At 58.9% G+C, this 14,767-nt stretch carries 14 protein-coding genes; 2 read left to right on the top strand and 12 right to left on the bottom strand.

Features of this window, described 5'->3' with window-relative positions; genetic code table 11:
• From tnpA to clpP, 5 genes are all read right to left on the bottom strand, one after another.
• A partial coding sequence (gene tnpA / locus PH552_RS31030; protein ID WP_285166204.1) for an IS200/IS605 family transposase occupies window positions 1-181 on the bottom strand: 181 nt, incomplete at its 3' end.
• A gap of 189 nt (window positions 182-370) precedes the next feature.
• A complete protein-coding gene (gene hupB / locus PH552_RS31025; protein WP_015339480.1) occupies window positions 371-646 on the bottom strand; it encodes a DNA-binding protein HupB in 276 nt (91 codons plus the stop codon).
• Window positions 647-848: 202 nt separating this feature from the next.
• Entirely contained in the window at window positions 849-3,269 is a 2,421-nt protein-coding gene (gene lon / locus PH552_RS31020) for an endopeptidase La (protein ID WP_112344191.1), read from the bottom strand.
• Between the two features lie 420 nt (window positions 3,270-3,689).
• Window positions 3,690-4,967 (bottom strand): ATP-dependent Clp protease ATP-binding subunit ClpX, encoded by a 1,278-nt coding sequence (clpX, locus tag PH552_RS31015; protein WP_047627083.1) that lies wholly within the window; start codon window positions 4,965-4,967, stop codon window positions 3,690-3,692.
• A gap of 295 nt (window positions 4,968-5,262) precedes the next feature.
• Window positions 5,263-5,895 (bottom strand): ATP-dependent Clp endopeptidase proteolytic subunit ClpP, encoded by a 633-nt coding sequence (clpP, locus tag PH552_RS31010; RefSeq protein WP_004122396.1) that lies wholly within the window; start codon window positions 5,893-5,895, stop codon window positions 5,263-5,265.
• Window positions 5,896-6,298: 403 nt separating this feature from the next.
• On the opposite strand from clpP, the gene PH552_RS31005 reads away from it, so the two are divergent.
• Window positions 6,299-7,555, top strand: a complete 1,257-nt coding sequence (locus PH552_RS31005) for a GGDEF domain-containing protein (protein WP_113250622.1) — start codon at window positions 6,299-6,301, stop codon at window positions 7,553-7,555.
• Window positions 7,556-7,694: 139 nt separating this feature from the next.
• On the opposite strand, the gene pstB is transcribed toward PH552_RS31005, so the two are convergent.
• The 7 genes from pstB to PH552_RS30970 all read right to left on the bottom strand — a co-directional run bounded on the left by pstB (window position 7,695) and on the right by PH552_RS30970 (window position 14,116).
• Window positions 7,695-8,531, bottom strand: coding sequence for a phosphate ABC transporter ATP-binding protein PstB (pstB, locus tag PH552_RS31000; RefSeq protein WP_113250623.1), 837 nt, complete (start codon window positions 8,529-8,531; stop codon window positions 7,695-7,697).
• A gap of 29 nt (window positions 8,532-8,560) precedes the next feature.
• Window positions 8,561-9,412 carry a phosphate ABC transporter permease PstA gene (gene pstA / locus PH552_RS30995; protein ID WP_095434489.1) on the bottom strand — a complete coding sequence of 284 codons (852 nt, stop codon included), beginning with the start codon at window positions 9,410-9,412 and terminating at the stop codon, window positions 8,561-8,563.
• 10 nt (window positions 9,413-9,422) lie between these two features.
• A complete protein-coding gene (pstC, locus tag PH552_RS30990; RefSeq protein ID WP_095434488.1) occupies window positions 9,423-10,394 on the bottom strand; it encodes a phosphate ABC transporter permease subunit PstC in 972 nt (323 codons plus the stop codon).
• 76 nt (window positions 10,395-10,470) lie between these two features.
• A complete protein-coding gene (gene pstS / locus PH552_RS30985; protein ID WP_246698549.1) occupies window positions 10,471-11,442 on the bottom strand; it encodes a phosphate ABC transporter substrate-binding protein PstS in 972 nt (323 codons plus the stop codon).
• Window positions 11,443-11,757: 315 nt separating this feature from the next.
• On the bottom strand, window positions 11,758-12,102 hold the full coding sequence (locus PH552_RS30980) for a cupin domain-containing protein (RefSeq protein ID WP_113250625.1): 345 nt from the start codon (window positions 12,100-12,102) through the stop codon (window positions 11,758-11,760).
• 138 nt (window positions 12,103-12,240) lie between these two features.
• A complete protein-coding gene (locus tag PH552_RS30975) occupies window positions 12,241-13,524 on the bottom strand; it encodes an O-acetylhomoserine aminocarboxypropyltransferase (protein ID WP_113250626.1) in 1,284 nt (427 codons plus the stop codon).
• A gap of 163 nt (window positions 13,525-13,687) precedes the next feature.
• Entirely contained in the window at window positions 13,688-14,116 is a 429-nt protein-coding gene (locus tag PH552_RS30970) for a CoA-binding protein (RefSeq protein ID WP_112344184.1), read from the bottom strand.
• Window positions 14,117-14,227: 111 nt separating this feature from the next.
• Here PH552_RS30970 and PH552_RS30965 point away from each other — a divergent pair, with 111 nt between their 5' ends.
• The gene (locus PH552_RS30965) at window positions 14,228-14,554 is read left to right on the top strand and encodes a hypothetical protein (protein ID WP_113250627.1); all 327 of its coding nucleotides are present in this window, start codon (window positions 14,228-14,230) and stop codon (window positions 14,552-14,554) included.
• Window positions 14,555-14,767 lie beyond the last annotated feature (213 nt).

The following is a 14,767-nucleotide window of genomic DNA, read 5'->3' as shown; positions in this document are numbered from 1 at the left end:
CATGGTCGGGCATCAGATGACCCTCCTCGATCTGGCAGCCTTTCTGCTGTGCCAGCCGACGCAAGAGTTCTCCCAACTCACGCCGCACGTCCCCGTAAAGTCTTTTCGTGCGGTATTTGCTGCCAAAAACAATGTGATACTTGCAGTCCCACGTCGCATGCGAGAGCGTTTGCTCATCCATAAAACCTCCTTGTTCGAAGTCTGGGCCACCCCAGCGGTTCAAGCAGGAGGTCTCTCAACTACCGTGTAGAACTCGTCCAGTCCTCCACCGTAGGTGGAGGTTTATTTATCGATATAAAAAAGGGCCCGCAAACGCGGGCCCCGATGTTGTCCACCCGCAAGGCAAAGCCTCGCGGCGGGTGAAAACGAATTAGCTGTTGACCGAGTCCTTCAGGCCCTTGCCGGGCGTGAACTTCGGTACGTTGCGAGCAGGAATATCGACCTCAGCGCCGGTGGACGGGTTACGGCCCTTCGTGGCTGCACGGTGGGAAACGGTGAAGCTGCCGAAACCAGCGAGGCGAATGTCGCCGCCCTTCTTCAGTTCAGCCTGGACAGTATCGAAAACAGCGTCAACAGCGGAAGCAGCGTCAGCCTTCGTGATACCGGCCTTCTCGGCCACTGCGGACACGAGCTCATTCTTGTTCATGTTTCCACCCCTTTCTTTGGTATGAAACGACTTATCAGTAAGCGGGGCGCAAAATAGGAATGCTCTTACCCGCCGCAACCCCAAAAGCCCTGCAAATCAAGGAAAAGCAAGCACCGCCGTGCGCTTTTCACAAAAAAAGACCGGCAAAATTGCCGGTCTTTTCGCCTTTTGGATCAATTCGACAGAATTGAGGCGAAGAGCCTCAATGAGCGATGGTCGAACCGACTTCGTCAACGCCTTCAACGGTAGCAATTACAGGCGTTTCCACGGTGCCGTCCCATTCGATCGGCTCGGGCCGGCGAACAAGCGCGTGCTTGATCACCTCACCCATACGCGACACGGGGATGATTTCCATGCTGTTCTTCACGTTGTCCGGAATCTCCGCCAGATCCTTGGCGTTTTCTTCCGGGATCAGCACCTTCTTGATGCCGCCGCGCAGTGCCGCCAGCAGCTTTTCCTTCAGGCCGCCGATCGGCAGCACGCGGCCGCGCAGCGTGATTTCACCCGTCATGGCCACATCCTTGGAAACCGGGATGCCGGTCATGATCGAGACGATCGCGGTTGCCATGGCAACACCGGCCGACGGACCATCCTTCGGCGTCGCACCTTCCGGCAGATGCACGTGGATGTCGCTCTTGTCGAAGCGCGGCGGTTCGATGCCGAAATCGACGGCGCGCGAACGGACGTAAGACGCGGCCGCCGAAATCGATTCCTTCATGACTTCCTTCAGGTTGCCGGTGACCGTCATGCGGCCCTTCCCCGGCATCATCACGCCTTCGATCGTCAGCAGCTCGCCACCGACCTCCGTCCAGGCGAGACCGGTCACGACACCGACCTGATCCTCGCGCTCGGCTTCGCCATGGCGGAAGCGCGGAACGCCCAGATATTCGTCGATATTCGCAGCGGTGATCGCAACGGACTTGGTCTTGCCCTTGATGATCTCGGTGACCGCCTTGCGGGCGAGCTTCATCAATTCGCGCTCGAAGTTACGCACACCGGCTTCGCGGGTGTACTGCTGGCTGATCGCCATCAGGGCATCGTCGCTGACCGAGAATTCATTCGGCTGCAGCGCATGTTCCTTGATGGCCTTCGGCAGCAGGTGCCGCTTGGCGATTTCGCGCTTCTCGTCTTCGGTATAGCCGGCGATACGGATGATCTCCATGCGGTCCATCAGGGGTGCAGGGATATTCAAGGTATTCGCCGTCGTGATGAACATCACGTCCGACAGGTCATATTCGACTTCCAGGTAGTGATCCATGAAGGTCGAGTTCTGCGCCGGGTCCAGCACCTCCAGCAGGGCCGAAGACGGATCGCCGCGATAGTCCTGGCCGAGCTTGTCGATTTCGTCCAGCAGGAAGAGCGGGTTGGACTTCTTGGCCTTCTTCATCGACTGGATGACCTTGCCGGGCATCGAGCCGATATAAGTGCGGCGGTGACCGCGGATCTCGGCTTCGTCGCGAACGCCGCCAAGCGCCATGCGGACATACTCACGGCCGGTCGCCTTGGCGATCGACTGGGCAAGCGAGGTCTTGCCGACGCCCGGAGGGCCGACGAGGCACAGGATCGGTCCCTTGATCTTGGTCGCGCGCGCCTGGACGGCCAGATATTCGACGATGCGTTCCTTGACCTTTTCCAGGCCGAAATGATCCGCTTCGAGAATCTTCTCGGCATTGTTCAGATCGGCCTTGATCTTCGACTTCTTGTGCCAGGGGATACCCAGCAGCCAGTCGAGATAATTGCGCACCACGGTGGCTTCCGCCGACATCGGGCTCATCTGACGCAGCTTCTTCAGCTCCGCATCGGCCTTTTCCTTGGCTTCCTTGGAAAGCTTGGTCTTGGAGATGCGCTCTTCCAGTTCGGCCATCTCGTCGCGGCCTTCCTCGCCGTCGCCGAGCTCCTTCTGGATCGCCTTCATCTGCTCGTTCAGGTAATATTCGCGCTGCGTCTTCTCCATCTGGCGCTTGACGCGCGAGCGGATGCGCTTCTCGACCTGCAGAACCGAAATCTCGCCTTCCATGAAGCCGAGCGCCTTTTCAAGGCGAGCCTTAACGCTGGTGGTTTCCAGCATTTCCTGCTTCTCGGTGATCTTGATCGACAGATGCGAGGCGACAGTATCGGCCAGCTTCGAATAATCGTCGATCTGGCTGGCAGCGCCAACCACTTCCGGCGAGATCTTCTTGTTGAGCTTCACGTAGCTTTCGAATTCCGAAACGACGGAGCGGCTCAGCGCTTCCAGCTCGACCTGGTCTTCCTCCGGCTCGTGCAGAACGTGGCCGAGGGCTTCATAGAAATCCTCGCGGCCGGTATATTCGTCTATCTCTGCGCGCGCACGGCCTTCGACCAGCACCTTCACGGTGCCGTCGGGCAGTTTCAGCAGCTGCAGAACATTGGCAACGGTACCGACCTTGTGGATGGCGTCCGGCGCGGGATCATCATCGCTGGCATTGATCTGGGTGACCAGCATGATCTGCTTGTCCGAACCCATGACCTCTTCCAGCGCCCGAATGGATTTCTCCCGTCCGACGAACAAAGGCACGATCATGTGGGGGAAAACCACGATGTCGCGCAACGGCAAAACCGGATAGGCAATGCTCTCGTGTGCCGCAGACGTTTTCTTACTCATCTTATTTCCTTTCCGTCGTCCCGTTCCCGGGCTCTCTGCCGGCTGGGAGGGATTAGCCGGCTCTCTCACTTGGTAAACAAGTGGAGCTTCACACTACCTATTTCAAGTCATGCGAGACATGCCGCCGTCACACGGCAGCCCCGCTCGTTTACGAGGAGGAACGCAACAACAAACACGAAGCCCGGCCACTCAAAACAATCACCGGCGAAGCGGAATCCGAGGAAGAACACCGGGCTCATGCCCAACTCGCCAGATGCTCCAGAATCATTCCATGATGGCTGCAGCAGAGGCTCTTCACAACCGGTTTCGACCGCGTTCCTATAAGCTTATCCAAGACTTTATCAGCAAACTGCACGATTTTTCAAACAGAAAGGGGCCCGTCGACGACGAGCCCCCGATTCGTGATCGCAGATGCGGGCGTCAGGCCGTTGCGTTGGCCTTTTCTTCCTGCCGATCGGCATAGATGTAGAGCGGGCGGGCAGAGCCGCGGACCACTTCCTCGGAAATGACCACTTCGCGCACGCCTTCCAGTGCCGGCAGCTCGAACATGGTGTCGAGCAGGATCTTCTCCATGATGGAACGCAGACCGCGGGCGCCCGTCTTGCGGACGATCGCCTTGCGGGCGATTTCGCGCAGCGCATCCTCGTGGAAGGTCAGCTCGACATCTTCCATCTCGAACAGACGCTGATACTGCTTGACGAGCGCGTTCTTCGGCTCGGACAGGATCTGGATCAGCGCATCCTCGTCGAGGTCCTCCAGCGTCGCCAGAACCGGCAGACGGCCGATGAATTCCGGGATGAGGCCGAACTTCACCAGATCTTCCGGCTCCAGCTCGCGCAGCACTTCGCCGACGCGGCGGTCATCCGGTGCCTTGACGGTCGCCCCGAAGCCGATCGAAGTCTTCTCGCCACGGGCGGAGATGATCTTGTCGAGGCCGGCGAAAGCGCCGCCGCAGATGAAGAGGATGTTGGTCGTATCCACCTGCAGGAATTCCTGCTGCGGATGCTTGCGGCCGCCCTGCGGGGGAACCGAAGCCACCGTGCCTTCCATGATCTTCAGGAGCGCCTGCTGCACGCCCTCGCCCGAGACGTCACGCGTGATGGACGGATTGTCCGACTTGCGGGAAATCTTGTCGACTTCGTCGATGTAGACGATACCACGCTGTGCGCGCTCGACATTGTAATCGGCGGCCTGCAGCAGCTTGAGGATGATGTTTTCGACGTCTTCGCCGACATAGCCCGCTTCGGTCAGCGTCGTCGCATCGGCCATGGTGAAAGGCACGTCGATGATGCGCGCGAGCGTCTGAGCCAGATAGGTCTTGCCGCAACCGGTCGGACCGACGAGCATGATGTTCGACTTCGCCAGCTCGACGTCACCATTCTTCGATGCGTGTGCGAGACGCTTGTAATGGTTATGAACGGCAACGGAGAGGATCTTCTTCGCCTGCCGCTGGCCGATGACGTATTCGTCGAGAACCTTGATGATGTCCTGCGGGGTCGGAACGCCGTCACGGGACTTCACCATCGAGGATTTGTTTTCCTCGCGGATGATGTCCATGCATAGCTCGACGCACTCGTCGCAGATGAAGACGGTCGGTCCGGCAATCAGCTTCCGGACTTCATGCTGGCTCTTACCGCAGAACGAACAATAAAGCGTGTTCTTCGAGTCGCCGCCGTTGCTGCCGCTGACTTTGCTCATATCACTTTCCTTCCAGCACGCCGCCAATTTCCAGATCGAAATCGCGGTCCACTCAATGCGCCCGCCGGACCTGCCCCTCGTTTGCAGATCGCGGCGCCCTTCAGGGTACTGAACGCAGATCGGTCAAAGACCAGAACTGCGTGGCAACGATCCCCCTTCGAATGCCGAATGCCATGTCACAAAAACGCTACATAGCATGAATCTTACTATTACCGCGTTCCGTTCCACATTAAACCCCTATTCGATCACAAATGGGATAGAACTGTGGCGTAGAAGTCACCGCCTCGTGGATAAATCACGAGGCGCTTTCACCTTCTATTTCGGTACGCGACGTCAGCACCTTGTCGATAAGACCCCATTCCTTGGCCTCGTCGGAGGACATGAAATGGTCACGATCGAGCGTCTGTTCAACTTCCTCGTAGGTCCGACCGCAATGCTTGACATAAACTTCGTTCAGGCGGCGCTTCATCTTGATGATGTCGCGCGCATGGCGCTCGATATCAGAAGCCTGGCCCTGGAAACCGCCCGAGGGCTGGTGAACCATGATGCGCGAATTCGGCGTGGCGAAACGCATGTCCTTGTCGCCTGCGGCAAGCAGCAGCGAGCCCATGGACGCAGCCTGGCCGATGCAGAGCGTCGAAACGGCCGGCTTGATGAATTGCATCGTGTCGTAGATCGCCATGCCGGCGGTCACGACACCACCCGGCGAATTGATGTAAAGCGCAATTTCCTTCTTCGGGTTTTCGGCCTCGAGGAAGAGAAGCTGGGCGCACACCAACGTCGCCATATGGTCCTCAACCGGCCCGGTCAGGAAAATGATGCGTTCCTTCAGCAGTCGGGAATAGATGTCGTAAGACCGTTCCCCACGATTGGTCTGCTCAACAACCATCGGCACCAGAGCCATAGCTGTATCGACTGGATTTCTCATGTGCGTCCTTTATCAAACTTGCCCCGGCGACGGAAACGCCGGGAATCGGAGTAAAAATCCTTTACTCCTACATAGAGTGTCCCTGCCCTTCACTTCAAGACGCGCAAAAGCATATCGTCAAAAAGCAGTAATGCCTGCGGGGGCGTCGGCAAAGCATTTCTAAACACCGCGCCTCGAATGCCAAGATGCCATGGCGCCGCGCCACCGGCTGCCCACTGCATTTCCCGGCCGCAAGGTGAAGGAAGCATGAAAGTTACCCCGATCCGACGAGAATTCGAAGACACAAGTAAAATTTACCAACTCATTTAATGAACTTACCATCTTATTCGGCAAGGATGGGCCAATCGCGAGAATCGTTGCGCGTTTGTGCCAACGATCCGAAGGGAGTGGAGAAACACCCATCGTGCTGAATATGACCACGGGTCTGACCATCTGGTGCTCGGAAGCCATCACCCTGGCGACCGTACTGCTCTTCGCCTGGAGGCACGATCGCAAATCCCCCACCTATCTGATCTGGGCCATCGGATTTACGGTCAGCGCGGTTGGATTCGCGCTGGTGGCGGCTCGCGGCGTCGTTCCCGACATCTGGTCGATCCAGATCGGCAATGCGGTGGCGCTGCTCGGCGAAAGCGCATGGATTGCCGGGTTCCGCTTGATGGACAAGCGCAAGCTGGAATGGTCGGCACTCCTGCCGCCTGTCATCTGGGTGGTCGGCGTCAGTCTGCCTTGGGTCAGCGGCAATTTCGCCAATCGCGTCATTGTCTACGATCTTGCCGGTGCCGTCGGCGCGACCTTGCTCGCCTTTGCCGTCCACCCGGCCGATGGCCGCCGCGAGCCGGCGCGCGGGCAGCTCGGCATCGTCTTCATGGGCCTCGCCTGCTTCTGTTTCGGCTCGGCTCTCTGGATGGTGCTTGTAGCCCCCTCGCTGGAAGAGGCCATGATCTATCGCGGTTATATGGCGCTCGGCTACGGGCTGCTCATCATCGTTGCCATCGTTCTGAACGGCAAGCTGCTGATGGAGCGCGCCGAGCGTCGCTGGCGGGCGATCTCCATCACCGATGCGCTGACGGGGGTTCTGAACCGGCGCGGGCTTCAGGAAAGCTATGAGATTCTCGCCGGAGAAGGACAGCAACAGCGGCCACAGAAGCTCGCCGCGCTGCTGTTCGACCTCGATCACTTCAAGAAGATCAACGATCGCCACGGCCATCAGACGGGCGATGCCGTTCTGACAGAATTTGCCCGTATTGCCCGGCAGTTCGTGCCGCGCAGCGGTGCGTTCGGCCGAATGGGTGGAGAAGAATTCGTCGCCTTCGTTCCCATAGAAGATCAGTCCCAGGCCGAAGCCTTGGCCGAAACCATCCGCGCCGATTTCTGCCGTGTGCCGCTGCTTGCTGGGCGCACGCTGGTGCCGGCAACCGTCAGCATCGGCGTTTCGATCATGCCGCGCGACACCGTCAGCTGGGACCGCCTGGTCTCATTCGCGGATCGCGCGCTTTATGCCGCCAAGCGCGCCGGCCGCAACTGCACCATCGTCTTCAATGAAATGGAAACTGCGAAGGAGGCGGAGGCAGCGCCGGGCGCCGACGACGGCGAGCTTGTGCCGACCCTTGACGATCAGATTCATGCTCTGAGGCGCATGGGCACGCTCGCCAGGATGTGACCGGCTCGTTCGGCACATCCATCGCATGGGCTTTGGTTTGATCAAATCGCACGACTGCCCCGCAAAGGGGCCATCCTGAACACAAAAGGCGCGCTTCGGCAGCGCGCCTTCACAGATTACGCGGCAATCTCCGTCCGTATCAACCGTAACGACCGGTGATGTAGTCTTCCGTGCGCTTGACCTTCGGCGCCTGGAATATCTGCTCGGTCGCGCCATATTCGATGAGTTCGCCCAGATACATGAAGGCGGTGCTGTCGGAGATGCGGCTTGCCTGCTGCATGTTGTGCGTGACGATGACGATCGTGAAATCACCCTTCAGCTGCGATACCAATTCCTCGACCTTGGCGGTCGAGATCGGGTCGAGAGCCGAGGTCGGCTCGTCGAGCAGCAGGACTTCGGGGCGAATAGCGATGGCGCGAGCAATGCAGAGGCGCTGCTGCTGGCCGCCGGAAAGGCCAAGTCCGCTCTGGTGCAACTTGTCCTTGACCTCGCTCCACAGCGCGGTCTCCGTCAGCGCCGCCTCGACGCGGACGTCCATTTCCGCCTTGGAGATCTTCTCATAGAGGCGGATACCGAAAGCGACGTTTTCGTAGATGGACATCGGGAACGGCGTCGGCTTCTGGAACACCATGCCGACCTTGGCGCGCAGATCGTTCAGATCGACGTCCTTGGTCAGGATATTGCGGCCATCAAGCAGGATCTCGCCGGCAACCGTCTGGCCCGGATAAAGATCATACATGCGGTTGAAGGTGCGCAGCAGCGTGGACTTGCCGCAACCCGAAGGGCCGATGAAAGCGGTGACCGCATTCTTGCGGATATTCATGTTCACGCTCTTCAGAACGCGATGGCCGTTCTGATAGGTGAAATCGAGGTTCTTCACCTCGAGCTTCGCGAGCGCACCGAGATCCGACTGGGAAGCAGCGTCCTTCCCCTGTTGTGCGTTGACGCTCTGGAATTTGCTGTCGCTCATGTTCATGGTCTCATTCCTATCGTTCGACGGCTGCGTCATTGGCGGCGCCCACTCAGGACACGGGCAAGGATGTTCAGCGCAAGGATGGCAACGGTGATGATCAGCGCGCCGGCCCAGGCCAGTTGTTTGAGATCCTCGCCGGCATCGGCGGCAAGCGTGTTGATGGCAACCGGCAGCGTGGCGATCGGACCGGTCAGGCCCGTATTCATGAATTTGCTGTAGCCGGCAGTGAAGAGAAGCGGTGCGGTTTCGCCGCTGATGCGGGCGATGGCCAGCAGAATGCCGGTGAGAATGCCGGTCCAGGCGGAACGGTAGATCACCATCATCATGGACTTCCAACGCGGCGCACCGAGCGCGGCGGTCGCTTCACGAAGCGCATTCGGCACCAGCAACAGCATGTCCTGCGTCGTACGGTTGACGACCGGGAGCGCGATCAGCGCCAATGCGAGGATACCCGCGATGGCGGAGTTGCCGTGCATGGGCACGACCACGGCGCCGTAGACGAACACGCCGACGATGATCGAGGGTGCGGACAGCAGAATGTCGTTGATGAACTTGGCAGCCTCGGCAAGTTTGGTGCCGTTGGCATATTCCACCAGGTAGGTGCCGGCGAGAATGCCGATCGGCGCGGCGATCAGGATGGCGCAGCCGGTGACCAGCACCGTGCCGTAGATTGCGTTTATCAGACCGCCGCGCGAGCCCTGAGCCGGGATCGACATGGTGAACACGTCGAGGCTAAGCGCCGACACACCGCGATAAACCAGGCTGACAAGGATCACGCTGAGAAAGAATATACCGAGAATGGCCGCGAGGAAGGACAGGGCCATCATCACTTTGTTCTTCGTATAACGCCTCGACACGAGATTCTGACGAACTGCATTTTCCATGGTTTTTCCCTCAGAGCGAGTCGCCGCGGCCGATCATCCACCTCGCTGCGGCAAGCACGCAGAAGGAAAGGACGAACAGAAGCAGGCCGAGCGCAATCAGGCTCGACAATTGCAGACCGTCGGCATCGCCGAAGTTGTTCGCGATCTGGGCGGAAATGGTGGTGGACGGCGAAATGATCGACGATTGCAGACGGCTTACCGAGCCGACGACGAAGGTAACGGCCATGGTTTCGCCAAGAGCGCGGCCGAGGCCGAGCATGATGCCGCCGACGAGGCCGCGGCGTGTGTAGGGGATCAGGATGTGGCGGGCCACTTCCCATGTGGTCATGCCCATGCCGTAGGCGGATTCGCGCAGCATCGGCGGCACGGTGCTGAATACGTCGCGGGAGATTGCGGTGATGAAGGGCAGGATCATGACGGCGAGCACGAGGCTTGCCGTCAGCAGGCCGACGCCCGGGGCCGGCGGCTGGAACAGCAGGCCAATCACCGGCACCTGGCCGACCGTCGCGATCAGGAAGGGCAGGATATAGTTCTGCATCAGCGGCACCAGAATGAACAGGCCGACGATGCCGTAGATAATGGAGGGAACGCCCGCCAGAAGCTCGATGGCGGTGCTGATCGGACGGCGCAGGCTGCCGGGGCAAAGTTCCGTCAGGAATATGGCGATGCCGATGCCGAGGGGAACAGCAATCAGCATGGCGATGAACGAACTTACAAGCGTACCGACGACGGCAGGCACGGCGCCATAAATATCGGCCGGCGCGCTCCACTTGGTGCCCCAAAGGAACGACAAGCCAAAGGTCTGAAATGTGGGCAAGGCATCGATGACAAGAACCACGAGGATTGCCAGCAGCAGAAGCACGACAAGAACAGCCGAGCCAAGCGTCATCAAATAGAAAATCCGATCCTGGATTCGGAATTTTCTGGTCGCGGCGGAGGTATTCACAGCCTGAAAGCCCGCCATCTGAGTCGCGTCAGCCATCGATTTCCCCTTGTCCTGTCACGAAAGGCGGACAGGGAAAAACCCTGCCCGCCGCAATTTTCTCGCCTAGCACAAATTACTTCGTGCCGAAGTCCGTCTTCCAAGACTTCTCGACGATCTCGACAACATTGTCCGGGACCGCGAGATAAGACAGGGCGGCCGCGTCCTTCTGGCCATGCTCATAGGACCACTTGAAGAACTTCAGCGCTTCTTCGTTCTTAGCAGCGTCGGCCGGCTTCTTGTAGAGCAGAACCCAGGTCGAGGCGGCAATCGGCCAGCTCTTTTCGCCCGGCTGATTGGTGATGATCAGGTTGAAGTTCTTGGCCTTGGCCCAATCGGCGTTGGAAGCGGCAGCCTTGAACGTTTCCAGGCTTGGCTCGATAACCTTGCCGGCAGCGTTCTTCATCTTCGCAAAACCGATGTGGTTGGCGACGACGTAGGAATATTCAACGTAGGAGATCGAACCAGCCGTCTGGTTGACGGTGGTGGAAACGCCTTCCGAGCCCTTGGCTCCGAATCCAACAGGCCATTCAACGGCGGTGTTCGAGCCAACCTTTTCCTTCCATTCCGGCGAAACCTTCGACAGGTAGTCGGTGAAGTTGAAGGTCGTGCCCGAGCTGTCGGCGCGGTAAACGACGGAGATCGGCGTGGAAGGCAGCTTCACGTCCGGGTTGAGAGCCTTGATGGCCGCATCGTCCCACTTGGTGATCTTGCCGAGGAAGATGTCGGCCAGCGTCTTGCCGTCGAGAACGAGTTCGCCCGGCTTTACGCCTTCGACGTTATAGGAGACGACGATGCCGCCGGAGATCATCGGGAACTGGGCAATGCCGTTCTTCTCGAGGTCAGCGTCGCTCATCGGCTTGTCCGAAGCGCCGAATACGATGGTCTTGTCGAGAAGCTGCTTGATGCCGGCGCCCGAACCGACCGACTGATAGTTGACGACATTGTTCGTCGCTGCCTTGTAGCCTTCGGCCCACTTGGACAGAACCGGAGCGATGAAGCTCGAGCCGGCGCCCGTGATGTCGGCAGCCGAGGCCGAAACGGACATAGCCGCGATGAAGCCTGCAGTCAGGCAAAGCGAACGAAATTTCTGATTCAACATGATTGAACTCACTTCCCAGAGTGATGAAAGGGATGGCGGGCAGAAGCTGAGCACGAAGTATCCCATCGGTTAGGAACCCCACCTCGACCTCCTGGCGACAGTGATGGCTCTAATGCCGCATTGTTTCAGTTTGATGACAGTTTAATGAAGCGGCGGTGACACAACCTGTGGCAATCATCACGGTCATCACGGATCCGCACGGAACGGACCGCCGCGGGCAGCAGGCGAACGCGAACTTCATGTTTTGATTCAACGACGTCGTCAGAGACGGATCACATAATCCTTGCGAGTCGTTTCAATGACTTCCCAGATCCCCTTGAAGCCCGGCTTCAAGATGAGGCGGTCGCCTGCACGCAGATGAAAGGCTTCGCCGTCGTCAGCTGTCACAATGGAATAGCCGGAGAGAATGTGGAAGTACTCCCACTCGTCATAGACGATCCTCCATTTGCCCGGCGTTGCTTCCCAGACACCGGCATAAAGGCCGCCATCGGCCTCGTCGAGGTTCCAGGTTCGAAAAATCGGAGCTCCTGAAATGAGACGATCCGCTGCGGGCGCACCTGTCTCGGGCACCACGCCATCGACATCCAGTTGCAGATAGGTTGCCACTCAAGTCCCCTGTCGATCACGTTTCGCCAAGATCAAAAGCCCGCAATCACCATTCGGCGATCGCGGACCGAGACAACATGAAATACGCTGCGGTCAAAGGCGCTGTCGAGCTTTTTCGGCCTTCTTTCGGTTCAGGCTTCAGACTTTTGCGAGCGCCTGCTCCAAGTCGGCTATGATGTCCTTGACGTCCTCGATGCCGATGGAGAGGCGCACAACGTCCGGACCGGCGCCGGCAGCGACCTTCTGTTCGTCGGTCAACTGCTTATGCGTCGTCGAGGCCGGATGGATGACGAGCGAGCGCGTGTCGCCGATGTTGGCGAGATGCGAGAAGAGCTCCAGCCCTTCCACCAGTCCCTTGCCCGCTTCATATCCACCCTTCAGGCCGAAGGTAAAGACAGAGCCGGCCCCTTTCGGCGAGTAGCGCTGCTGCAAGGCATGGTTCGGATCATCCTCCAGACCGGCATAATTGACCCAGGCTATCTTCTCCCGGCCCTTCAGCCAACGCGCGACGGCAAGGGCATTGTCGGAGTGGCGCTGCATGCGCAGCGGCAGCGTCTCGATCCCCGTGAGAATCAGAAAGGCGTTGAATGGCGAAATTGCCGGTCCCAGATCGCGCAGGCCGAGAACGCGGCAGGCAATGGCGAAGGCAAAATTGCCGAAGGTCGCGTGCAGCACGATGCCATTATATTCCGGCCGCGGCGAGGACAGCATCGGATAATTGCCCGAGGCCGACCAATCGAACGTACCGCCGTCGACAATGATACCGCCCATGGAATTGCCGTGGCCACCGAGGAATTTCGTCAGCGAATGCACGACGATATCGGCGCCATGCTCCAGCGGCCGGATGAGATAGGGGCTAGCCATGGTGTTGTCGACGATGAGCGGCAAGCCGTGCTTATGTGCGATAGCTGCGATCGCGGCGATGTCGACGAAGGTGCCGCCCGGATTGGCAAGGCTTTCGATGAAGATGGCGCGGGTGCGCCCGTCGATCTGCGCCTCGAAGGTGGCGGGATCCGCTGGATCGGCCCAGCGCACCCGCCAGTCGAAGTTCTTGAAGGATTGACCGAACTGATTGACCGAGCCGCCGTAAAGCCGACTGGCGGCGACGAAATTGTCGCCCGGCTGCATGATGGCGTGGAAGACCAGCAACTGAGCCGCGTGACCCGAGGCAACCGCAAGCGCTGCCGTTCCGCCTTCGAGAGCCGCCACCCGCTCTTCGAGCACGGCCTGCGTCGGGTTCATGATGCGGGTATAGATATTGCCGAACTGCTGCAATCCGAACAGCGCGGCGGCATGATCCGCATCCTGAAAAACAAAGGATGTCGTCTGATAGATCGGCGTCGCGCGGGCGCCGGTCGCTGGATCAGGCTGCGCGCCCGCATGGATTGCCAGCGTGTCGAAGCCAGGATTGTTCGTCGGCATGATCTTCCCTCCCACCAAACTTATTGTGCTGGGAAGATCATAGCGGCCGGGACATGAAAGTTAACCGCGAACTTTGCCATGCTCTTCGGCTCACGGAAAAAACTTGCCATATTTCAGTGGGTTCGCGCGATAATCGGCCGGGGTCTGCCACGCTTCGTCCCGATCAGGCGACCAGACGCGGATATTCGATGGCCGGGCAACGGTCCATTACGACCCTGAGACCCGCCGCCTCGGCTCTTGCCGCCGCCGCATCATCACGCACGCCGAGCTGTCCCCAGATGACCGGTGGCCGCGGGTCGATCATGATGGCTTCCTCGACGACGGACCGAAGATATTCGGGCGCCCGGAACACGTCGACCATATCGACAGGCTCGGGAATGTCGGCCAGATGCGCATAGACCCATTGTCCGAGGATTTCCTTGCCGGCCTGCCCGGGATTGACGGGGATGACGCGATAGCCTCTGTTCAAAAGATAGGCCATCACTCCGTTACTTGGGCGAGCAGGATTGGGCGAAGCGCCCACAAGTGCAATGGTCCTTACCGATAGAAGGATATCGGCAATATAGGAATCGTCATAATTGTCGTGGTTCATCACGAAGCCTCCCACTTCGATCACACTTGCGTTTTCTCGCAAATATGGAAACCGCAGCGACCGCATCCACGTATATACTGTATTATAACAACTTCAGGGAGGATTGCTCCGATGAAAAAAATCGTGCTGTTGGGCCTGGCAATTGCTTCCGCCGCCACCCCGGCTCTCGCCATATCTCGGTATAATTCAATGTCCATGACCTGCGCCGAAGCGAGGGCCGTGATCAACCGCGAGCGCGCGGTCATCATGCGCTATCCGGCCAGAAGGACACCCAACATGACGCTTTACGACCGGTATGTCGCAAACGCCGACTCATGCGATGTCGGTTACTATGCCTATCAGGATTACCTTCCCACCAAGGACCGAGCCTCCTGCCCCGTCTATACGTGCCGGCCGGCCACCGATTTCGACGACGACGAATTGATTTTCCGACGCTGATTGCCATGCGCCAAGGCTGGCCATCGAAGATGCTCCAGCCCCTAGACACAACCAATGATTGTCATTGAGGTGGCATGCTATCGACATAGAGGCCTTGCGCATCATGTCCCACGCTTGCATTCAAAGCAGTTTTTGAAGCGTTTGCATAGATTCCCGCAGGCCGCGAAGTTACGTTCGCAGGAAATGCAATCTTTGTTCTCTATTCATTCGCAT

Source organism: Rhizobium aureum (assembly GCF_030182495.1).
Lineage (GTDB): Bacteria > Pseudomonadota > Alphaproteobacteria > Rhizobiales > Rhizobiaceae > Rhizobium > Rhizobium tropici_C.
The sequence above is the reverse complement of the archived record's forward strand: the minus strand, read 5'-3'. Positions and strand labels throughout refer to the sequence as shown.

Excerpts from the sequence above, each read along its gene's own strand:
- clpP (WP_004122396.1), bottom strand. The coding sequence starts at position 5,895 with ATGAGAAATCCAGTCGATACAGCTATGGCTCTGGTGCCGATGGTTGTT.
- pstB (WP_113250623.1), bottom strand. The coding sequence starts at position 8,531 with ATGAACATGAGCGACAGCAAATTCCAGAGCGTCAACGCACAACAGGGG.
- pstA (WP_095434489.1), bottom strand. The coding sequence starts at position 9,412 with ATGGAAAATGCAGTTCGTCAGAATCTCGTGTCGAGGCGTTATACGAAG.
- PH552_RS30975 (WP_113250626.1), bottom strand. The coding sequence starts at position 13,524 with ATGCCGACGAACAATCCTGGCTTCGACACGCTGGCAATCCATGCGGGC.
- lon (WP_112344191.1), bottom strand. The coding sequence starts at position 3,269 with ATGAGTAAGAAAACGTCTGCGGCACACGAGAGCATTGCCTATCCGGTT.
- pstC (WP_095434488.1), bottom strand. The coding sequence starts at position 10,394 with ATGGCTGACGCGACTCAGATGGCGGGCTTTCAGGCTGTGAATACCTCC.
- clpX (WP_047627083.1), bottom strand. The coding sequence starts at position 4,967 with ATGAGCAAAGTCAGCGGCAGCAACGGCGGCGACTCGAAGAACACGCTT.
- hupB (WP_015339480.1), bottom strand. The coding sequence starts at position 646 with ATGAACAAGAATGAGCTCGTGTCCGCAGTGGCCGAGAAGGCCGGTATC.
- PH552_RS30965 (WP_113250627.1), top strand. The coding sequence starts at position 14,228 with ATGAAAAAAATCGTGCTGTTGGGCCTGGCAATTGCTTCCGCCGCCACC.
- PH552_RS30970 (WP_112344184.1), bottom strand. The coding sequence starts at position 14,116 with ATGAACCACGACAATTATGACGATTCCTATATTGCCGATATCCTTCTA.
- pstS (WP_246698549.1), bottom strand. The coding sequence starts at position 11,442 with ATGTCCGTTTCGGCCTCGGCTGCCGACATCACGGGCGCCGGCTCGAGC.